The 19,016-nt window shown below is 58.5% G+C and carries 15 protein-coding genes and 1 pseudogene; 7 read left to right on the top strand and 9 right to left on the bottom strand.

The features are described from left to right. Window positions 1-39 precede the first annotated feature (39 nt). The 3 genes from GWG65_RS36825 to GWG65_RS36815 all read right to left on the bottom strand — a co-directional run bounded on the left by GWG65_RS36825 (window position 40) and on the right by GWG65_RS36815 (window position 3,277). Entirely contained in the window at window positions 40-1,089 is a 1,050-nt protein-coding gene (locus GWG65_RS36825; protein WP_275200306.1) for an alpha/beta fold hydrolase, read from the bottom strand. Window positions 1,090-1,091: 2 nt separating this feature from the next. Beyond that, window positions 1,092-2,192: an alcohol dehydrogenase catalytic domain-containing protein gene (locus GWG65_RS36820; RefSeq protein WP_275200305.1), complete on the bottom strand. Its 1,101-nt coding sequence runs from the start codon at window positions 2,190-2,192 to the stop codon at window positions 1,092-1,094. Between the two features lie 275 nt (window positions 2,193-2,467). Further along, the gene (locus GWG65_RS36815; RefSeq protein ID WP_275200304.1) at window positions 2,468-3,277 is read right to left on the bottom strand and encodes a phytanoyl-CoA dioxygenase family protein; all 810 of its coding nucleotides are present in this window, start codon (window positions 3,275-3,277) and stop codon (window positions 2,468-2,470) included. Between the two features lie 883 nt (window positions 3,278-4,160). Between GWG65_RS36815 and GWG65_RS36810 the strand changes: the two genes are divergently transcribed. Next, on the top strand, window positions 4,161-5,600 hold the full coding sequence (locus GWG65_RS36810) for an aldehyde dehydrogenase family protein (RefSeq protein ID WP_275200303.1): 1,440 nt from the start codon (window positions 4,161-4,163) through the stop codon (window positions 5,598-5,600). Window positions 5,601-5,835: 235 nt separating this feature from the next. Here GWG65_RS36810 and GWG65_RS36805 read toward each other — a convergent pair. Then, window positions 5,836-6,233, bottom strand: a pseudogene (locus tag GWG65_RS36805) (hypothetical protein); the annotation flags it as partial. Between the two features lie 235 nt (window positions 6,234-6,468). Here GWG65_RS36805 and GWG65_RS36800 point away from each other — a divergent pair. The 4 genes from GWG65_RS36800 to GWG65_RS36785 are packed head-to-tail and all read left to right on the top strand — an operon-like array spanning window position 6,469 to window position 7,761. Continuing rightward, the gene (locus GWG65_RS36800; protein ID WP_275200302.1) at window positions 6,469-6,762 is read left to right on the top strand and encodes a hypothetical protein; all 294 of its coding nucleotides are present in this window, start codon (window positions 6,469-6,471) and stop codon (window positions 6,760-6,762) included. Further along, the gene (locus GWG65_RS36795; protein WP_275200301.1) at window positions 6,734-7,087 is read left to right on the top strand and encodes a hypothetical protein; all 354 of its coding nucleotides are present in this window, start codon (window positions 6,734-6,736) and stop codon (window positions 7,085-7,087) included. Before GWG65_RS36800 ends, GWG65_RS36795 begins: the two co-directional genes overlap by 29 nt. A gap of 47 nt (window positions 7,088-7,134) precedes the next feature. Continuing rightward, entirely contained in the window at window positions 7,135-7,515 is a 381-nt protein-coding gene (locus tag GWG65_RS36790) for a hypothetical protein (protein WP_275200300.1), read from the top strand. A gap of 3 nt (window positions 7,516-7,518) precedes the next feature. Next, window positions 7,519-7,761: a hypothetical protein gene (locus tag GWG65_RS36785; protein ID WP_275200299.1), complete on the top strand. Its 243-nt coding sequence runs from the start codon at window positions 7,519-7,521 to the stop codon at window positions 7,759-7,761. Window positions 7,762-7,932: 171 nt separating this feature from the next. Here GWG65_RS36785 and GWG65_RS36780 read toward each other — a convergent pair whose 3' ends face one another. Beyond that, window positions 7,933-8,190: a hypothetical protein gene (locus GWG65_RS36780; RefSeq protein WP_275200298.1), complete on the bottom strand. Its 258-nt coding sequence runs from the start codon at window positions 8,188-8,190 to the stop codon at window positions 7,933-7,935. A gap of 1,042 nt (window positions 8,191-9,232) precedes the next feature. Continuing rightward, window positions 9,233-10,867, bottom strand: coding sequence for a thiamine pyrophosphate-requiring protein (locus GWG65_RS36775; protein WP_275200297.1), 1,635 nt, complete (start codon window positions 10,865-10,867; stop codon window positions 9,233-9,235). Window positions 10,868-11,939: 1,072 nt separating this feature from the next. Between GWG65_RS36775 and GWG65_RS36770 the strand changes: the two genes are divergently transcribed. After that, window positions 11,940-13,130, top strand: a complete 1,191-nt coding sequence (locus tag GWG65_RS36770; protein WP_275200296.1) for an alpha-hydroxy acid oxidase — start codon at window positions 11,940-11,942, stop codon at window positions 13,128-13,130. Window positions 13,131-13,684: 554 nt separating this feature from the next. Here the strand turns inward: GWG65_RS36770 and GWG65_RS36765 are convergent. The 3 genes from GWG65_RS36765 to GWG65_RS36755 form a co-directional block, all read right to left on the bottom strand. Beyond that, window positions 13,685-14,920 carry an FAD-dependent oxidoreductase gene (locus GWG65_RS36765; protein ID WP_275200295.1) on the bottom strand — a complete coding sequence of 412 codons (1,236 nt, stop codon included), beginning with the start codon at window positions 14,918-14,920 and terminating at the stop codon, window positions 13,685-13,687. A 320-nt stretch (window positions 14,921-15,240) separates the two neighbouring features. Next, window positions 15,241-15,555: a MocE family 2Fe-2S type ferredoxin gene (locus GWG65_RS36760; RefSeq protein ID WP_275200324.1), complete on the bottom strand. Its 315-nt coding sequence runs from the start codon at window positions 15,553-15,555 to the stop codon at window positions 15,241-15,243. Window positions 15,556-15,721: 166 nt separating this feature from the next. Then, entirely contained in the window at window positions 15,722-16,726 is a 1,005-nt protein-coding gene (locus GWG65_RS36755; RefSeq protein WP_275200294.1) for a sterol desaturase family protein, read from the bottom strand. 617 nt (window positions 16,727-17,343) lie between these two features. On the opposite strand from GWG65_RS36755, the gene GWG65_RS36750 reads away from it, so the two are divergent. Further along, window positions 17,344-18,687 (top strand): IS1182 family transposase, encoded by a 1,344-nt coding sequence (locus tag GWG65_RS36750; protein WP_275200293.1) that lies wholly within the window; start codon window positions 17,344-17,346, stop codon window positions 18,685-18,687. Window positions 18,688-19,016: the final 329 nt, after the last annotated feature.

The raw sequence follows: 19,016 nt of genomic DNA, 5'->3' as shown, positions 1-19,016 counted from the left end.
TATCGGGCTTTCATACGGACGTACGATCGATTGCTCTTATTAGAGCGCAGGCTCCTCGTCCCGCAAGAACCGTCCGATGGCATCATTCAGCATTGCGGCGCTCTGCGGTTCCGCGTCCGACGCGACGAGATGCCCGCTGTTGGAAGGCAGACGGAGGAGTTTACCGCGCGGGATCTGTTGCGCCGCCCATACGCCGGCTTCTACGGGATTGTACAGATCGAGCGGCGGCACGGCCACGAGCGTAGGCGCTCGAATAGATGCAAGCGCCTGTTGTGTGTCGCCGTCGAAGCCGGGCGATGTGCCGAGGTCGTGCGCATCGTATGCATAGGACTGGTAGATCCAGTCCAACGGATCGGCCCCTTGCGCAGCCATCAAGCGAGTGCGCTCGGCGATCCAGGCGAGCGTGTCGCTGGTCGCGTCGCTATTGGCGGCACCCGCGACATCCTGAGAAAATCGCGATGGCGTGCGCTGCGCGAATACGTACATCACGGTAACCCACGCTTCCCATCGCGCTTCGGGCGTCGGCAGAGGCCGCGCGTCCGAGAGCGCCAGACGTCCTGCATGATTGACAGCCTGGGACCACGGTGTGGTTTTCGCCATCGGCACCATCGCAACGAGGAGCTTGGCGAAATCCGGATACGATACGCCCCACTGCAGCGCCTGCATGCCGCCCATCGAGGCGCCGATGACCGCATGCACCGCGTCGATGCCCAGATGCGAGGCGAGCATGCGTTGGCTCGTCACCATGTCGCGGATCGAGAAGCGCGGGAAGCGCTCGCCCAGCTGCTTTGGCGAGTTCGATGGCGAGCTGGACAGCCCGTTGCCGAGCGCATCAATCATGACGACGGTGTGACGCGACGGATCGAGCGCCCGCCCCGCGCCTATCAGGAAGTCGAGGCGGTGATGCGTGCTGCCGATCGCGCACAGCCCAAAGACTATCGGCTTCGAGCGATCATCGAGCGAACCGTGCACGACATAAGAGATGTGGAGGTCCTCGATTGCATTGCCTGACTCGAGCGGCATACGGCCAAGCAACGCCACATGGTGCGGCGCATCGATCCAGCCGGCCGCAAGTGGCGGGTGCGCCATCGTCAGAACTCGATCACCGCGCGCACGTCTTCGCCAGCGGCGAGCCGTGAAAGTCCGGCATTGACATCGGCGAGCACGATCGTCGAGGTAACGTACTCGTCAAGCTTGAGTGAGCCATTGAGATATGCGTTAGCGAGCCAAGGAAAATCGCGCCACGGAACGGCGCCCCCATAGCTCGACCGCACGATTCGCTTCTCGCCTGTGAGAGTGCCCCAGCGAAATGCCATCTCTTCGTCTCCCCGCAGCTTGCCGAGCCACACGACTTGACCGCCGGGTCGCACCATCTCGACGCTCGCGCGAAACGCAGCGCGATTTCCCGCGGCTTCGATTACGCAATCGGCGCCCCGTCCATCAGTGAGTTCGGCGTGCGAAGAAGCAAACGCGTCATCAGCGAGCAACGTATGTGTCGCGCCGATTACCGCGGCGAGATCGAGCTTCTCACGTCGCAGGTCGACCGCAATTACGCGCGATGCCCCTGCGAGTCGCGCGCCCTGCACCGCCGACAAACCGACTGCGCCGCAGCCGATCACAGTCACTGTCCCGCCTTTTTCAATCTGAGCAATGTGCATGGCCGCGCCCACGCCGGTCATCACGCCGCAACCGATCAGACAAGCCCGATTGAACGGAATCTCGCGCGGCACTTTGACTGCGCAGCGTTGATCAACCACGCAAACTTCGGCGAAAGTGCCCGAATACATCAGCTGATGTACAGGTTGACCGTCTTCGCGCATCAGACGCGGACGGCCATCGAAGTGATACGACCGAGCGGCGCCCTCGCGATATGGCTCGCATAAGATTGGCTGACGACGAGCACAATAATAGCACTCGCCGCAATGCGGATTCCATGACGTCACGACGTGGTCGCCGATCTGCACCTGCGTGACGGACTTGCCGATCCACTCGACGACGCCCGCCGCCTCGTGGCCCGGCACGAAAGGCAGCGGTGTTCCGAAATTGCCATGAGTTGCTTCGAGGTCGGTGTGGCAGAGACTCGTTGCTTGTACACGAACCAACACATCGGTGTCGGAAAGTGCGGCTAGATCAAGCGATTCGATCGCGAGCGATGCGCGCGATTCGGACAGGACTGCTGCTTCGAACTTCACGGATTTCCTTCGATGTCGATAGAAGCTAGAAACGCGCTGCTAAGCTTACCGCTGTAAAGGATGGAGCACACTTTCCGACTACCACCACTCGCAACGCGCATTCTTGTTTGCGATCGCTCAGCGCAGGGGCTCCTGGCAACTGCCTATTTATAACCCAAACGTATTTTCTGCTTGGCAATAACTCCACAGCCAAAGTTGCGCCTCACCAAGCTCACCATATTGGCACGCGCACCAATCAAGGACGCAAGCATCTCCGCATTTCCGGTCGCACCGCGCTAAGTAGCAGCGGCAACATCCCACATCTTGATAGTCTTATCGTGGAGCGACACACATTTGGGATCCATATCGCGCGTCGGGATCGGCTCATGTTCAAAGGAGCGGAAAGTATCATCTCCACGGACAAGCGATGCCGGGTTTTGACGATCGAGCTGGCGAACGTAGGTTGGAATGTAGCGAATGGCGCACCCAATCCGACGTTGAGTTTTGGATCCGTTCGGCGCGGAGCCGTGGACCAGCCGAACGTGATGCAACGACATTTCACCAGGCTCCAGCTCAAGCATCACAGAAGAATTTGGATCGACCTCGACGGCAACCTCCTGCCCTCGAGACAGCATGTTGTCCTCTGCAAAAGTGTCGCGATGCGGCAACTGGTCCTTAAGGTGCGTACCCGGGACAACCTCAAGCGCTCCATTAGACTTATCGCTTTCCGAGATCGCAACCCAGGCGGTAACCACATCGGGACTGGAAAGCCCCCAGTACGTCGAATCCTGATGCCAAGACACGTAAGCAGGATCAGCAGGCTCCTTGATGAAAAGATCGCTACTCCAGACCAGCAAGTTCTCGCCGTACAAATCCTCCACAGCATCGAGAATCCGCTCCTCGCGCATCAACTCATTTAGGCAGGTAAAGAGCAAATGAGGTCTTTTACGGATCGTCGCACTGAGCGGCGCCCCGTGACTTCTTTCGAACTCCTCAATCCGCTGCCTAATCGCGGCCGCGCGTTCCGTCGATATCACCCTGATCGGCGCAACATAGCCATCCTTGCGGTATGCCTCGATTTGACCAGGCGTCAAGATTTTTGGCATGAACGCTTCTCCCTCACCGAGTCAATTGTCGCCGGTAGAGCTAATCATAAACTGATATTGATTTACTGCAATGAACCGCAGGTTCGCGCCGAAATCCAGCGCTGCAGCATGCGCTTTGACAGATTTCTGCCGGTCGGTCGATGGAGAGCATGTATCAGCACGCCGCCGCCCTGCTTTTTGCGTCGCGAGAGCCGGCCTTCACTCGCCTATTCCCCGAAGCCGCTTGGACCGATCTGATCGTGCGCACGTCAGCTGTTTCACTCGCGGAGAATCATTGATTTTAATGACTACGGAAGTCAATGAGGCCCGTCCGAGGTGCAACCGCTAAGCATGGCACGTCGGGCGCCGGGCTGCTCAAACAAGAGCAGATTGGCGGGTTCACGACCCAAACGCCGCACCCAGTCAGATGCCTGTAGCGCGACAAACTGGGTGAGAAGACCCTTTCAGCTTCATTGTCGCGCTGCACAGATGCCGAATTTTCTGCTATATGGCGAACGCGGCTGTCACGATCCAAACGCAGTGCTCGTGAATTGCCAGGAGGCCTGCTGCTTCATGTACATTGGTGCGACGATGGTGCCCTAAGTCGTGTGATTTGGCGCTTCAATTGATTAGGGTGCCAACGGGTGGTGACCGCTTGTCTTCCCGAAAATTAAGGTCAGAGTGGGCTGTTTGCAGAATTTCTCTAATCAGGTGCCGCTTTTCGCGGTCATTGGACGTGGAAACCCTTTAATATCACCCGAGCGGGCGCGCAAATGAGTGGCCCCGTAGTGGAAGCAAACGTACGTGAGCCCGCCAAGCCACAACTGAACCATCACCTCTAACATGCGCGCGTCGCGAGCTTCCTGTGATCACTGGGGCTCGGCGAGCCCAAGGAGCATACCGCATGCGCGAATACCTGAAGTTCTACATCGACGGCCGCTGGGTCGGCCCAGACACGCCCAAGCAGATGGACGTCATCAATCCTGCCACCGAACAAGTCTGCGGCCGCATCTCCGCCGGCTCGGCAGCCGACGTCGACAAGGCTGTGGCCGCCGCCAAGAAGGCGTTCGTTACTTATTCTCAGACAAACCGCGAAGAGCGTATCGAGCTTTTGCAGCGCATCCTGACCGAGTACCAGAAGCGTTTCGACGACATCGCAAAGGCGGTCACCGAGGAAATGGGTGCGCCAGCCATTTTTGCAGAACGGGCGCAGACCGCGGCGAGCATTATCCATATCAACGCCGGCATCGAGGTCTTGAAGAACTTCAAGTTCGAGGAAGATCGTGGCACCACCCGCATCGCGAAGGAGCCGATTGGTGTCTGCGGCATGATCACTCCTTGGAACTGGCCAGTTGCCCAGATCGTCTGCAAGGTCGTGCCGGCGCTCGCTGCTGGCTGCACCATGGTGGTCAAGCCTTCCGAAGAGTCGCCGTTCAGCGCTTGCATCTGGGCCGAAGTCATGGACGCAGCCGGCGTCCCCGCGGGCGTTTTCAATATGATCAACGGCGAGGGCCCTGTGGTGGGGGCCGCGATCGCAAGCCATCCCGGCATCGACATGGTCTCAATCACTGGCTCGACCCGCGCTGGGGTTGAGGTGGCACGCAACGCCGCTGCCACGGTTAAGCGCGTGACCCAAGAGCTTGGTGGCAAGAGCCCGAATATCATCCTCGATGACGCAGACTTCGAAGCCGCTGTCCGCGCCGGCGTTCGCGCGGTAATGAGCAACTCCGGCCAGTCCTGCAACGCGCCTGCCCGCATGCTGGTGCCGGCAAAGAAGATGCATAGGGCGATCGTAATCGCCAAGGAAGAGGCAGATGCCACTACTGTCGGCGATCCGAATGGGAACGCCACCATCGGGCCGGTCGTAAACAGAACTCAGTGGGAGAAGATCCAGCACTTAATCCAGGCTGGGATCGACGAGGGCGCGACGCTCGTCACCGGTGGGCTCGGGCGTCCAGACGAACTTCATAAGGGGTTCTATGTAAAGCCTACGGTTTTCGCTAACGTGAAGAACGACATGACCATCGCTAAGGAGGAGATTTTTGGGCCAGTGGTCTCGATCCTCAGCTACGAGACTGTCGACGAGGCGGTGAATATCGCCAACAATAGCCAGTATGGTCTGGCGGCGTGTGTGTGGGGTTCGGAAATGAGCAAGATCCGGGCCGTAGCTTCGAAGCTGCGCGTTGGTCAGGTCTCGATCAACGGCAGCGAGAGCGACCGGACCGCTCCGTTCGGCGGCTACAAGATGAGCGGCAACGGTCGCGAAGTAGGTGATTACGGCTTCCACGAGTACCTGGAGACCAAGTCCATACTGGGCTACACACCCAAAAAGGTGGCCAAGTAATCGTTACTCGAACAGTCCAGGCGGGCCCGCGGAGGCCCGCCTTCGGATTTCACCAAAAGTCGCATTGATGGTTTGATGCTGCACTCAATGCACTGTCGGAAGCGGCACGCGCAGAGAGCAGGTTGACCAGTTCCGTCCTTGCCATCGATCAAGACATAGTACCGACCGGCGTAGCAAGGCGCGCTACCCCGTCTTCGCGGATTGGCGGGCTTTGAAGATATCCGGTTGTTGCGAATCAATGGGTTAGATCAAAAAGGTCTTCACTACGGCGGTTGGCTTGGGTGACGGTTGCCGTGGTGATCCTGGGCGGCGGCTGCGGTGGCAGGCGGAGCTTGAGCCGGTCGATGAGGAGCTGCAACTCGGGTTCGGGGTAAGTGGAGCGGGTGAGCAGAATCTCGCGTCCGTCGGTGGTTGGCAGATGAACGTCGATCATCTGGACGGCCGCGAACTTTTCGAGCGCGCTGCGCGCGGTCAGCCCCGGCGCCAGCCATGAAGGCGACGGGTCAGGGTAATCTGCATGCAGTAAGCCAGGAAGGCGATGAAGATGTGGGCCCCGATGCGCTTCTCGTCCTGATGGAAGATCGGACGAATCGCCAGATCGCCTTTGAGATTGCGGAACGCCTCTTCGATATCCCAGACACGCTGCCTCTGATAAATTGACAGAGTTCGGCAAATCACCGAGAATCGATAGAGAAGCGCTTCTCGCACTGGTTCGGTGGCTGGAGTCACGCCATGAGCGAGACCGGTCAGCCGAGTGCAGTCCTGTGGACGACGCTACCGCCCGAACGGCAGCGCACGGTGTTGCGGATGTTGGCCGAGATCGTCCTGCGACGGGTTCGCGACACTCCTCAGAGCACGGAGGCGAGCGATGAGCCGTGCAAGCCTCCTGCCGCCGAGCGGTGTGCTGCTGCGTGACAATATCCAGCGTCGGCACCGAGAGCGCGCGGCGATGGTCTACATTCGACAATCCACACCGCAACAAGTCGAACGGCATCAGGAATCGACGCGGCTGCAATATGCGCTCGTCGATCGCGCCTTCCAGTTCGGCTGGGCGCGTGAGAGCATTGTCGTCATCGACGACGATCTCGGGCGGTCTGGCGCGAGCATTGAAGGGCGCTTAGGCTTTCAACGACTTGTCGCGCCTGGTGTTCGATTTGTTTGAACGGTTTTGGACAGGCGGCAAAGTGATGCGTTATTTGGTCGATCACGGCATCCGCATGCCCCTGCGCGTTCCCGGTGGACCGCGCAAAGGTGAGCTGGAATGGCATCGTATCAACCGCATCGCTGTACAATCTACTTACCAATCCAATCCACGCTGGCAGCCTATGTGTATGGCGCACGATCGATCGATCGCAGGCGGCAGAAACCAGGTCGCCCCAGCACAGGTCGCCGCTCCTTTCGTCTCGAGGATGTCGACGTTTTCCTTCCTGATCGGATCCCTGCTTACATCAGTTGGGAGCAATATCAACGCAATCAAGCGCAGCTGAGATCAAACAAAGCCGCCCTCACTGGAGTGGCACGTGCCGGACAAGTATTGCTGTCCGGATTGATGATCTGCGGTCGTTGCGGGCTGCGGATGGTGGCTCAATACAACAACAATGCAAGCGTTGGCCCGTTACTCGTGCATTCGCATGGAGCATGTGATTATGCGGAGCCGATCTGTCAGACGCTCAAGGCCGCGCCGGTTGATGCGTTGGTGACGCGACTTGTGCTGCAGGCGCTGGAGCCGGCGGCCCTGGAAACCAGCGTACGAGCTGCCAGCGACCTTGCGCGCGAACGAGAAGCACTCGAGCGACAATGGCAGCATCGTCTTGAGCGCGCCCGATACGAGGCTGAGCGGACGCGTCGGCAGTACGATGCCGTCGAGCCAGAGAACCGCTTGGTCGCGCGTACGCTTGAGCGCCAATGGGAATAAGCCTTGGCCGAACAGACCCGGCTTGAAGGCGCGCATGAGAGGTTTCAGCGCGAGCAACCGCAGGCCTTGAACCCGGCCGAGATCGCCGCGATCCAGCTCTTGGCAACTGACGTGCCGGCGCTTTGGCAGGGCGCCACTCAGGAGGAACGTCAGACCATTGTCCGCCAGTTGCTCGAGCGAGTTCTCATCGAAGTCATTGGCGGTAGCGAACAGGTACGCGTCGAATGCTCATTGGCACGGCGGTAATCAAACCGCACATCAGCTGACCCGACCCATTGCCCGCTTGGACAAACTCAGCACCTATAAGAAACCTCTTGGCGCGAGTTGGCGACCTTCGTCGCGAGGGGCTTGTCTTGGCAGATATCGCCGCCGTTCTCAATCGAGAAGGCTGGCGGCCAGCCAAGCGGGGCGATACGTTCAACGCTCAGATGGTGCGCAGTGGGCGGCGGCGATCAAGGTGAGACCCGCATCCTGATTGTCGCGCCATAGCGCAGACTCATCGCCAAAGCTGGCCTTGCCGCTCCGAGATACCCGTCCGTCATCGAGACGCTTGTTCTCGACCACGTTCCAGTAGCTGTGCGCTATGCCGTTCTTCCTTCGCTCGGTGCGTCGCAGAAACATGATTCGATGATCTATCCGCACCATGCCGCGCTTGGGAATCGGGTAGGTCTTCACTACAGCCGTTTTCGGCCAAAACGGAAGGCCTCGCCCGTTGCAAATCAACTACTTAGCTATCTAAAAAATCTCAAAATCCGCGTTTTCGAGCGCGAATCCGCTACCCTTCCTTGAGGAGGGCCATGCCAGTCTCGGCGACGTCGCTGAGCGAGCCAAATTCGGCATTCGTCACGAGCTTTTGTTCTCTTGGAGCCCGCGAGCAGGCTCCGTGTCCGACGCCCTTGGCTTGAACGAGTTGGTTCCTATCTCCCGCAGCAATCCGGACTGCCCTGAGAAATTCGTACAGCCGACCACGCTGGCGATGGCGCGTCGTCCCGAGCCGAAACACAGCTTATGGTCCCCCGGGCATGCGCGCCTCCCAGGCAACGAGGACGTCGCCCTTGGACAGCACATACAGCAAGCGCAGATGCTCACACAAGTGACGAAGTCGTTGACCTTCGTCCGAGATTCCACCATCGGCATCTCACTATCGCTTCATACTTTCGCGCTCGTCATCTTGAGCTTGGCTAGGCGTCCTTGAGACTTCCTTACCGGAATTGCTGGAGCGGCGCCTCAGGTACTGCTCTTCGCCTCTGTCGCCAAGAGGCGCGCGGCCGCCGATCGGGGGCGACCGCCGCGCACAAAGATCCTGCTGTGTCTCTTGAGAGCGCCTCACGTGGGCGAGTGGACTATGAGATGTCGCATAGCGCGCCTACCGTCGCGGTTCGCACCTGCCAAATCGAATTCCCGTCTCGTGATCACTCTTGCTTCGGCCAGACATCTCTTTCATAGACTTATGAAGGCGGGTAATCTCTGAAAGTTTCAGTTACCGCAATTCCCTGCCACTTGGTCTCGTGTCCAAATGACGAACCTACCTGGTACTATGCCGAGCCGATCTCCGTACCTGCAGGGAATTTGACCGCACAACCCCGGCTGCGGCCGCGATTTTGCTCGGAATCGCGACGGTTCGTCCTGCCGTGAGCCAAGTCCGTGACGATTTCGCTTCGTTCTCACACTTCAAATCGAGCGATCGTCACGAACTTTAATGGACTCGTTCTTTTTCTCACGTTCCAGGGCGCGAGATCTCGGTCTCCTTGCAGGTGATGAATTCGAGCAACGCGGGAATGCCGACCTGCGTCTTCTCGATACCGCGCTTGATGGCAGGCACAATCTCCTCAGGCCTCGTGATCCGCTCGCCATAGCCGCCGAAGGCTCGCGCCATAGCGGCATAATCGCCCGAGATGTCAGTTGAGCGATATTTTTCCGTCGAGATGGGCATCACCTTGAGTTCGAGTGCCATCGAAAAGTTGTTAAGCAAGATCGATAGGATTGGAATTCTCTCGCGCACAGCAGTTTCGAAATCCATGCCTGTAAATCCGATTGCCGCATCGCCCCAGACATTTATGCAGAGCTTCTCCGGCTTCGCGAGCTTTGCTCCCATTGCAAGCCCCAGGCCGTAGCCAAGTTGGGTAGTCTTGCCCCAGCCGAGATAAGATAGCGGCTCTACTGCCTTCCAGAAGGGAGAGAGCTGGTCGCGTGGACTGCCGGCGTCGTGAGTAATGATAGTGTTGCGGATGTCGACGGTGTTCTGCAAATCCCACAGCACACGATACGGATTAAGTGGCGCGTCGTTGCACGTTAACTTGGGCATCCATTTCGCAAGCCACTGCTTGTAGCATTCTGCGATTTCCGCCGCGATGCCGCGTCCGTCGCGATCCGCAGTGACGGTCTTGCCGACCTCTTCCAGCAAAGAGTCGAGCACGAGCCCAGCATCGCCGACCAGGCCAATCTTGGCCTCGACATCCTTATTGATATGGTTGGGATCGAGCGTCGAATGGATAATGGTCTTGCCCTTGGGCATAGCGATGCCGAAGTATGTCTCTGTGAAAGAGCAACCGATTCCGAAGATTACATCGGCCTCGCCCAGAAACTTTGCGGCGGCGCGTGGCACTGCGAACCCGCCAGAACCAAGCGACAGCGGATGCGTCTCGGGAAACGAGGATTTGCCTCCCAAGCTCGTCACCACGGGAATGGCGAGCCGCTCCGCCAAGCACTTCAACTGCGGCCAAGCCCGAGCGTATTGCACGCCCTGGCCCGCATAGATCACGGGACGTTTTGCATTGATCAGAACCGCGGCGGCTTCTTTGATGTCGGCGGGATCAGCACCATAGCGCGTTCGCAGCACCGGCGCGTAATTTAAGGGCTCCGGCACCTCCTCGTTCCACATATCCTCTGGAATTTCGACAATCACCGGTCCGCCACGACCGTTCTTCAACTTGGTGAACGCGCGGCGAAACACGTTGCAAACCTCGGAGGCCAGCACAATCGGCTCGGCGGACTTCGAGAAAGCCTTCATCGCCTGGCTGGAATTGAAGTTCGGCTCGATATTCGCAAGGCGGCGCTGATAGCCCATCGGCAGCACCAGCACAGGAACCGAGTCTCCAAAGCATTGCGCGACACCACCCATGGCATTCTCCGCGCCAGGGCCGTTCTGCATACAAAAGGCACCAATGTCGCGTCCGGAAGTGACCCGGGAAATTGCATCAGCCATATGAACGCCGATGCGCTCTTGACGCACAATGACGGGACGAATGTCGGCGGCGGCGGCAAATTCGATCAAGTGATTGACCGGATAGCCGCATAGAATTTCGATGCCTTCGCGCTTGAGAATTTCCGCAATCGCGGCACCTAATTTCATGATCGTCCCTCTCCAAATCAGCCGACTGTGCGGCGGCAACACGATGAACAGTGGCTATCCCACACGATCCTCAACACGTGGAATTAAGAACGCGAAGCCAAGGCTCACGAGCAGTTCCTTCCACAACTTCCTCAGGGTCGTGGTGTAATGTGTGCTCGCGCCCAAAGACTGCAAAAATCGGTGAAAAGCGGAGAAATTCTACAAAATATGAGCCGCGTTTCGATTTTAAGGTCGAATTCATATCCAGGACGCCGCTCGCCGACGTCGTCTGCGCAACAACTATCGGTAAATAGAATGAGATCAGGCGCGCGGACCTTCTAGGCGTAAGTCGCCCCCCAAGCAGTTCAGAGCTAAGGCACGATTAAGGCAATCTAGCTGCTGGAATTTCTGCACGCCGATCGACACATCTTGCGAGTGTCCTGTAGCTCAATGATGATCATGATTGGCTCTACGTTCCCCCCGCCGGATGCTATAGGCCTCGATCGCAAGCCCCCTAAATTCGGCGTGGCTGTGTTGTGAGATGACCTTTGCGTTGTGAGATGACCTTGTGGAATCGCTTCGTGTCTTTTGGGGCGCTTGTGGACAAGCAGTCCTTGTCTGGCGATCGTAACATCGACGCTATGTTGCGTGTGCCTATCAACGATGATGTGACTATGGCGAGCCAGCCGAACGTCGCGCAACAGGACGGCGCTCCAGTGACGAGAATCAGCATTGCGGATCAAGCCTCTCGTCCCTTCCACCTGCGACCGCTTGCATCAGACCGCACGAACATGTAGCGGCTAGGGCAGCTGTTGGAGAGCGCGGTGAGCTAACAAAGGCTTACAACGCTGGTTTCGGAGGCAAGCTGTTTGCCAGCGCCACGGCCACAGCTGGGCCACGCGAGCGCGTCCGCTTCCGCCACCGACGAGTACTGCGCCGAACACAATATCTCGCCTGCAAAGGCGCGGTGTTGAAATCCGTCGGAGAACGCCGCTCAGCTGCGGGATTCAAGCGTCAGCGCGGGACCTGTTGCGCTATGCAGTACGGGAAAACCCCTTACGCTTAACCGAGGACAATGAAAGGGGTGTGAACGATGAAAGGGGTGGTAAATGCCGATGACCTGCGCAAATTGGCGAAGAAGCGGCTGCCAAAGATCTGCTATGACTATATCGAGGGCGGCACCGATGACGAGATCGGCTTGATCACCAACGAACAGGCTTTCCGCCGGACGCACATCGTCCCGCGCTACCTGGTCGATGTTAGCGCGCGCGACCAGTCGACGAACCTATTCGGCCGCTCCTATTCGAGCCCGATCGGTATCGCGCCGACCGGATCTGCTGACCTGTTCCGCCGAGGTGCCGACTTAATGCTGGCTGAGGCGGCGCGCGACGCGAACGTGCCCTTTATCATGTCCGGCGCCAGCTCAAGCTCAATCGAGGATCTCGCCAAGGTGGCACCTGACCACAGCTGGTACCAGGTCTACTCGGCCATCGACCCGTTGATTTCGGAGGACATGATCAAGCGGGTGAGCGACGCCGGGCTGAAAACTCTGGTCTTCACCGTTGACGTGCCCATAGCCTCCAACCGCGAGCGCAGCATCCGGAACGGCTGGGGTCCGTCGCAGAACCTAACCTGGAGGACGAAATTCGAAGCCTTGCGCCATCCAACCTGGATGATCGAGTGGCTGCAGCACGGCACACCCCATTTCGACAATTGGACGCGGTACGCCGGTCCCAACGCTAGCGCGAAGAAAGTAGCCGATTTCGTAATTCGTCAATTCGGCGCGCCGATGACCTGGAAACATGTCGAGCGGTATCGCGAGTTGTGGAAGGGCAACTTCGTGCTCAAAGGAATCATGCACCCCGATGATGCCGTCCGCGCGCATTCGCTTGGAGTCGACGGCATCATGGTCTCTAACCATGGTGCGCGCCAGCTCGACCATGCTCCAGCGCCCCTCGACGTGCTGCCGGCGATCCGCGACGCGGTGGGTGACAGAATGACAGTGATGCTAGACGGCGGTATCCGGCGTGGGCTCCACGTCCTGATTGCCCTCTGCTTGGGCGCCAAGTTCGTTTTCCAGGGCCGGCCGACATTGTACGGCGTGTCCGCCGGTGGAGTAGCCGGTGCGGAAAAGGCGTTGGCGATCTTTCGTCGCGAGATCGATATCAGCATGGCCCAGATCGGCAGCACCAAGATCGCCGAGCTCGGCCCACAGTTCTTAATGTGGCAAAACGAGGAGCATCTCTACCACAACCGGCGCGAGGGATCGGGCGGTCGACTTTGATGCGCGACAAATAAGGCGAGGATCTGTATTGCCGCACGCAACGACACTCCCTGCAGGAATGGGATGATAATTCACCGCCCCAACGTTGCAGCGCATGCCGCGGGCAATCAAGGTGCTTGCGGCGTCCGAAGACTTGTAGACTTCGGGGTGACCTCGTGATCAGCTAGGTCGACAGCGGGAATAGAGTTTACCAAGTCGACGATGCGACTCGGTGCCTTCGAGTGCTCCGACGGCAATCTCTGTCTCCGTGGACGACCACCCGACTGCAAAACGATCCTCTGTCAGCTTGCTGCGACGTGTGCGCGCTTGTCGGCTGACGCGACCGAGTAGCAGGCAAGGCGAACCCCGTCAAAGAAGTCCGCGTTGAGCCGCTCACCGGCCTCGGATGGAAAAAACTAATCGAGCTTATCAGTTCTAAGAGAGAATAGTCGAAAGCGACGACCCTGCTGCGTACGCCGAACGGATAGCCGGAAGCCGCGACCAAGTTATTCATCTTAGCCAGCCAGTCCGAGGTATTCTTGGCTGGACGACCGGCGGCAATGCGGAACTCTCCCCTAAATCAGTAAGGATTTAATATTAACTGCTGGATCTGCGAGCGCCTCAACCTTGGGGGCAAGCCGTCTGCCGATGAACATCTCGGCGAGACGGATTTCCTTCGCGATCGCGCCTAGGCTGCCGAAGCCGCATGCCGCGACGAGGCGTCCGTCAGCGGCGAGGTAAAATACTACCCGTCCGTTCGCGCCGAGGTTCCTGGATACGGGGAAGTGTTCTTCACGATAGAGTCCAGCAATTTGGAGCGTCTCGTCGTATTGATCCGACCAGAACCACGGCACGTCGTCGTAGGGCCGATTCGCGCCTAGTATGTTGGCTGCCGCCACCGCACCCTGGCGCTGCGCGTTTCGCCATGCCTCCAGCCTGATCCTCTCACCGTAGAGGCGATGCGGAAACGAACAGCAGTCGCCCGCAGCGAAGATATCTGGATCAGAGGTCGCCAGCATCTCGTTCAGGGCGATGCCGTTGTTGACGGCCAATCCTGCGGCGTGCGCGAGTTCGATGTTCGGCGCGGCACCGATCCCAACGACAACCAGATCGGCGAGATGTGTGCGGCCTTCCGCCAATATGACCTTGGAGCGTCCTTCAACTGCGCCGACACGCTCGACGGTCGCACCGGTTTCAACGCGCACGCCAGAACGCTCGTGCTTGGCTTTGATTAGCTCGGCCATCGACGACGGGACTGCCCGCATCAGTAATCGCGGGCCAGATTCGATCACGGTTACTGAAGCGCCTCTCGCCACCGCACTCGCGGCAACCTCAAGGCCAATGAAGCCACCGCCGATGACGACCACTTTACGCCGTGGGCTGATGAACCGCCTGAGAACCAAAGCATCAGCATATGTACGGAGTACCGCCACTCTGCTTCCTTCGGCGGTAGGGATACTCAACCTTCGGGGGCGCGCCCCGGTGGTCAACAGCAGTCGCTCGTAAGCCAACTGCGTCCCGTCCGACAGAGTGACAGTATGTGCTGCGCGATCGATCGAAACCACGTTGCGCCCTTGAAAATGGCTGATTGACAACTCTGCCAGGCGCTCGGGCGTGACAAGCAGCTTGGGTCCGAGATCCGTCTCCTCAAGTAGTGTCGCCTTTGATAGCGGCGGCCGTTCGTATGGTCCCAGAGCTTCGTTACCAATTAGCGCGATCAAGCCTTGCCAGCCCGCTTCGCGCAGGGCGATTGCCGCCGCGGTGCCAGCCTGGCCGGCCCCGACTATTACGATTGCGGGACCTTTGCTCACGCGACGGAAGCAGATTGAAGAGATGTTTGCACATCCAACCGAGTAGGCTGGATCATATCGCGCACAAGAGACTTCATCAAGAAATCTTCCTGCTAGCCGACCGTGGTATCGTTGCTCTCGCTATCGGCAAGTGCATAGGGCTGCCAATTGCGTTCGCATTGGATCGAGATAAACGCATCCACAACTACTCGTTTTCCGCAGCATTAGAGCCACGGATTGGTCGAACCAAAACTTGTGCGTGACTCCCAAGATCCAAGCGACAGGCAGTATCCGGATCTTCGGGTTTCTGATCGGTGAGACCGAGTGCCGCTTCTTCGCTCTCAGAGCCTGATGAAGACCATGCCGCTCTCGACCTTGACGTCATAGCTGCGCAGGTCGATGCATGCTGGTAGCCTGCGTGCCTCACCCGATCGATAATCGAACGCTCCGAAGTGTTTAGGGCATTCGATGATGTGACCATCGACAATGCCACCTGCGAGATGAACCTTCTCGTGGGAACAATGGCCGTCGATTGCGAAGTACTCACCTTCCGGTGAGCGAACAATCACAAATGTGCGGCCTTCGTGGTCAAAGCGAAACGCCTCTTCCTGCTCCAAGGCGTCGCTCGCGCAGGCCGCCACCCATTGTCCCAGAATAGTCAATGTAGTTTCCTTGATTTCTGATCGATAGCGGTCGGATGAACCGTGAAAAAACGATTTGCGACCCATCCTGGCGCCGTCCACCGGCAGACAGCGGTTGCAGACAAGTTGTCGGCATGTGAAGAACACGGGATCGCATCTATCGCCTTAGCTGCGACAACCATCAATGCGATACCCCCCGTACAAAGTTCTTCTTAGCTTTCAGGCGCCTGAACATCGCCTCGTCGGCTTCCGGCGAGCCATCATGTGCCGTACCGAGCCACTCGTCAAACGGGATCAACCGCTCACCATAGTTCACCTCAAAGTACTTGTGGTGCAAGTAGTGATAATAGTTGTCATTGACGAGGATCTTGTCGTCGCTCACCGCGATGGCATCGAAGCCGAGATGTCCTCTCGCCGGACCCACTATCAAGTGAATTAGCACAAACATTATGAGCAGAGGCTGCGAGGGTACCACGTAAAAGATCAGCACAGCAGAAAAGAAGACGATGTGCTCGAGCGTGTGCATCGATAGGCCGGACCAAGGTCCCGGATTGACGTTATTATGATGAACTTTGTGAACGATCTCGTAAAGCGGGCCCAGATGGATTAGACGATGAATCAAGTAAAAGTGCAACTCACGCCACAGTGGCACTAGCAACAATACCGTAACGAAGAAGACCGGTCGGTCCATAAAATCAAAATGGGGGATATAGGCATTGGCGAACATCCACCAAGTGAGCACTTCATACGCCGTGAACACCGGCACACCGCTACACATCGCCCAGAATATATTTTCGGCGGTCTGGCTTCCGAACAAGAACATCGAATTGTCTGTGTCGGGCCACTTAGCGTTGTACTTAAAATCAGTGCGCTGACGCCGCTGGATATAAAAGACCGCATGGCTGCCTCCATAAACAAGGAGTACCAACGCGGTATTGCGCAGCAGGATTAGTAAGATCCAGCCGAAGCCGAACTCCTGCATCGTTTCCAGTGGAGGCGTCAGATAGAACCACACAAGGAGCGCGATCGCGAAGTAGAGGGCGTTATAAGGCCATAGATAGCTGAACAGCCAGCGCAGGAAAGGCTTCGGCTGGATCGGCCAGACGAAGACCGGAGCGCGCTTGATCCACCTGTTCGGCTTCCAGTGTCCCGATTTGTCACGCGTGCCATACAGGGTGTCGTCCACGACGCTCTCCATTTGTTGCGGCAGGACTGATAGCCAGATCAAGCCGACAGCTTGTCTGACCTTCGCAGATTTGCCAGATCTTTTCCGAGCTAGTCTTGGCTCACGATAGCGAAAATATGCGTGAAATGCGCTTCTCTCGCACATTTTGAGCGCCCGTAGCGAAAGCCGGCATCGCCATTTGGCTCTGAGTGGCGAAGACAAGGGTGATTGGCCTCGACGTTACCAATGCGGGTCTCGAGAAGCGCGGAGCTCGGCGATCTCGGAATGACCGCGAGCTGATCTAGCTTGGCAAACCGGCGGACGTCGCGCGCCATGTTCCGGAGCCGGCAGTTCGCATCTTTCCCTTGGCCAGGGTGAGCACGACGTCGATGCCTTCGGGTGCTGCACCTGCCACTCAATCTCAGAGTGACATCTAGCAGCTCAAAGCTCAAAGGCATCAATCTCGATGTCATCCCGGCGCCCTCGGCGCGTTGGCAGCAGGCCGTACCTGACGAACACGACTGGGGCAGCAGCGTGGCCCTGCATGTCCGCGCAGTGGGGTGCGAGCGACAGGCGGCTAGGAGCCTGTCCGAATAGTCACTGTTCAATTCTGCGCGAGTCTGATTCAAGCTTTGGCTATGAGCAAGTATTTTCGTCCCTGGAATATCGATCAGACGCTGCTTCTGCCGCCGAATGTGCAGGACTTCGTGCCGAAAGGCCATGTCTCGCGGTTTATCGTTGAGCTTGTGCGGGAGAGCCTCGATCTCAAGGAGATCACGGGCAGCTATGTGAGCGGGCTCGGGCAGCCGCCGTTTGATCCGCGGATGATGGTGGCGCTTCTGCTGCACAGCTATGCGAGTGGACTGTATTCGTCGCGGCGCATTGGCCGGGCCTGCCGCGAGCGGAACGATTTTGTGATGATTGTGGCGCTCGATCCGCCGGATTTTCGCACCATCAGCGACTTCCGCAAGCGGCATTTGAAAGCGCTCGGCGCGCTGTTCCTGCAGGTTCTGAAGCTGTGCGAGACGGCAGGGCTGGTCAAACTCGGCCATGTCGCGCTTGATGGCACCAAGATCAAAGCGAACGCGTCGAAACATAAAGCGATGGGTTATGAGCGCATGAAGAAACGCGAGGCGGAATTGCAAGCCGAGGTCGCTCGCATGCTGGTGGCCGCTGAGGCGGCGGATGCCGAGGAGGACGAGACTTTCGGCAAAGACAAGCGCGGCGACGAGATGCCGGATTGGGCCGGCGACAAGCAGAAACGGCTGGCGAAGATCCAGCAGGCGATGGCGGCGCTGGAGGCCGAGGCCAGGCTGGCAGCGGAGGAAGAGTGTCGTCTCGAGGCCGAAAAAGAAAAGCAGCGCCAAGCCGAAGGCCGCAAGAAGCCGGGCAAACCGGCGGCGCCGCCGTCGGACAAACCTGATCCCAAGTCGCAACGCAACTTCACCGATCCGGAAAGTCGCATCATGAAGTCGAAGGATGGCTTCGTTCAGGCCTATAACGCACAGGCCGCCGTTGACGCAGGCGCCCAGGTCATTGTCGCGTACGAACTGACCCAGTGTGGCAACGATCAGGGCCAGCTGGTGCCCCTGATCGAGGCCACCGAGAACAATCTCGGCCGCAAACCGGAGCAGGCCTCCGCTGACTCCGGCTACTGCAGCGAAGCCAATCTGGAAGCGCTCGAAGCACATGGTATCGACGGCTACGTCGCGCCCGGACGCGCCAAGCACCCGACAGCCGCGAACGGAAAAATCGGCGGACCGCTGACCCAACGGATGCGAAAGAAGATCGACGATGCCGGCTTCGAAACGCCCTACCGATTGAGAAAGCAAGTGGTGGAACCGGTGTTCGGACAGATCAAACAGGCACGCGGCTTCCGCCAGTTCCTGTTGCGGGGCGTCGAGAAAGTGCGCGCCGAATGGGCCATGATCTGCACCACCCACAACCTCCTGAAGCTGTTCTCCCTCGCAAAGGCCGCCTGAGCCGGCTACCCTGCAACTATTGCCGCCACAACGAGCTATCTGGACGGGCTCGTAGGTGATCGCTTTGTTGGCCCCGCAAACGAGCTTCTCGCAAACCTACTGATCACTTTCCTCTGCCGCAGAACGACTTCGAGACTCGGTCACGTCCTCGCCGATCTTGCGCGAACGGCTCTCGCCGCAGCATGGGCACACGCAGGCATCGGAGCTATCGCCGAAAGTTGGTGACGGAGGGAATCGGAAAGGCGGCATATCGTGGGGGTGCTTGACGCCTCCACTTCTCCACCGAAGGAGCGATATGCCGTGTCCAACGATAACATCATCCAGCTGAT

The sequence above is a fragment of the Bradyrhizobium sp. CSA207 genome, from assembly GCF_029051685.1.
Classification (GTDB): Bacteria; Pseudomonadota; Alphaproteobacteria; order Rhizobiales; family Xanthobacteraceae; genus Bradyrhizobium.
The sequence above is the reverse complement of the archived record's forward strand: the minus strand, read 5'-3'. Positions and strand labels throughout refer to the sequence as shown.

Coding starts and splice junctions, on each gene's coding strand:
- GWG65_RS36825 (WP_275200306.1), bottom strand. CDS start 1,089: ATGGCGCACCCGCCACTTGCGGCCGGCTGGATCGATGCGCCGCACCAT.
- GWG65_RS36815 (WP_275200304.1), bottom strand. CDS start 3,277: ATGCCAAAAATCTTGACGCCTGGTCAAATCGAGGCATACCGCAAGGAT.
- GWG65_RS36810 (WP_275200303.1), top strand. CDS start 4,161: ATGCGCGAATACCTGAAGTTCTACATCGACGGCCGCTGGGTCGGCCCA.
- GWG65_RS36800 (WP_275200302.1), top strand. CDS start 6,469: ATGAGCCGTGCAAGCCTCCTGCCGCCGAGCGGTGTGCTGCTGCGTGAC.
- GWG65_RS36775 (WP_275200297.1), bottom strand. CDS start 10,867: ATGAAATTAGGTGCCGCGATTGCGGAAATTCTCAAGCGCGAAGGCATC.
- GWG65_RS36770 (WP_275200296.1), top strand. CDS start 11,940: ATGAAAGGGGTGGTAAATGCCGATGACCTGCGCAAATTGGCGAAGAAG.
- GWG65_RS36750 (WP_275200293.1), top strand. CDS start 17,344: ATGAGCAAGTATTTTCGTCCCTGGAATATCGATCAGACGCTGCTTCTG.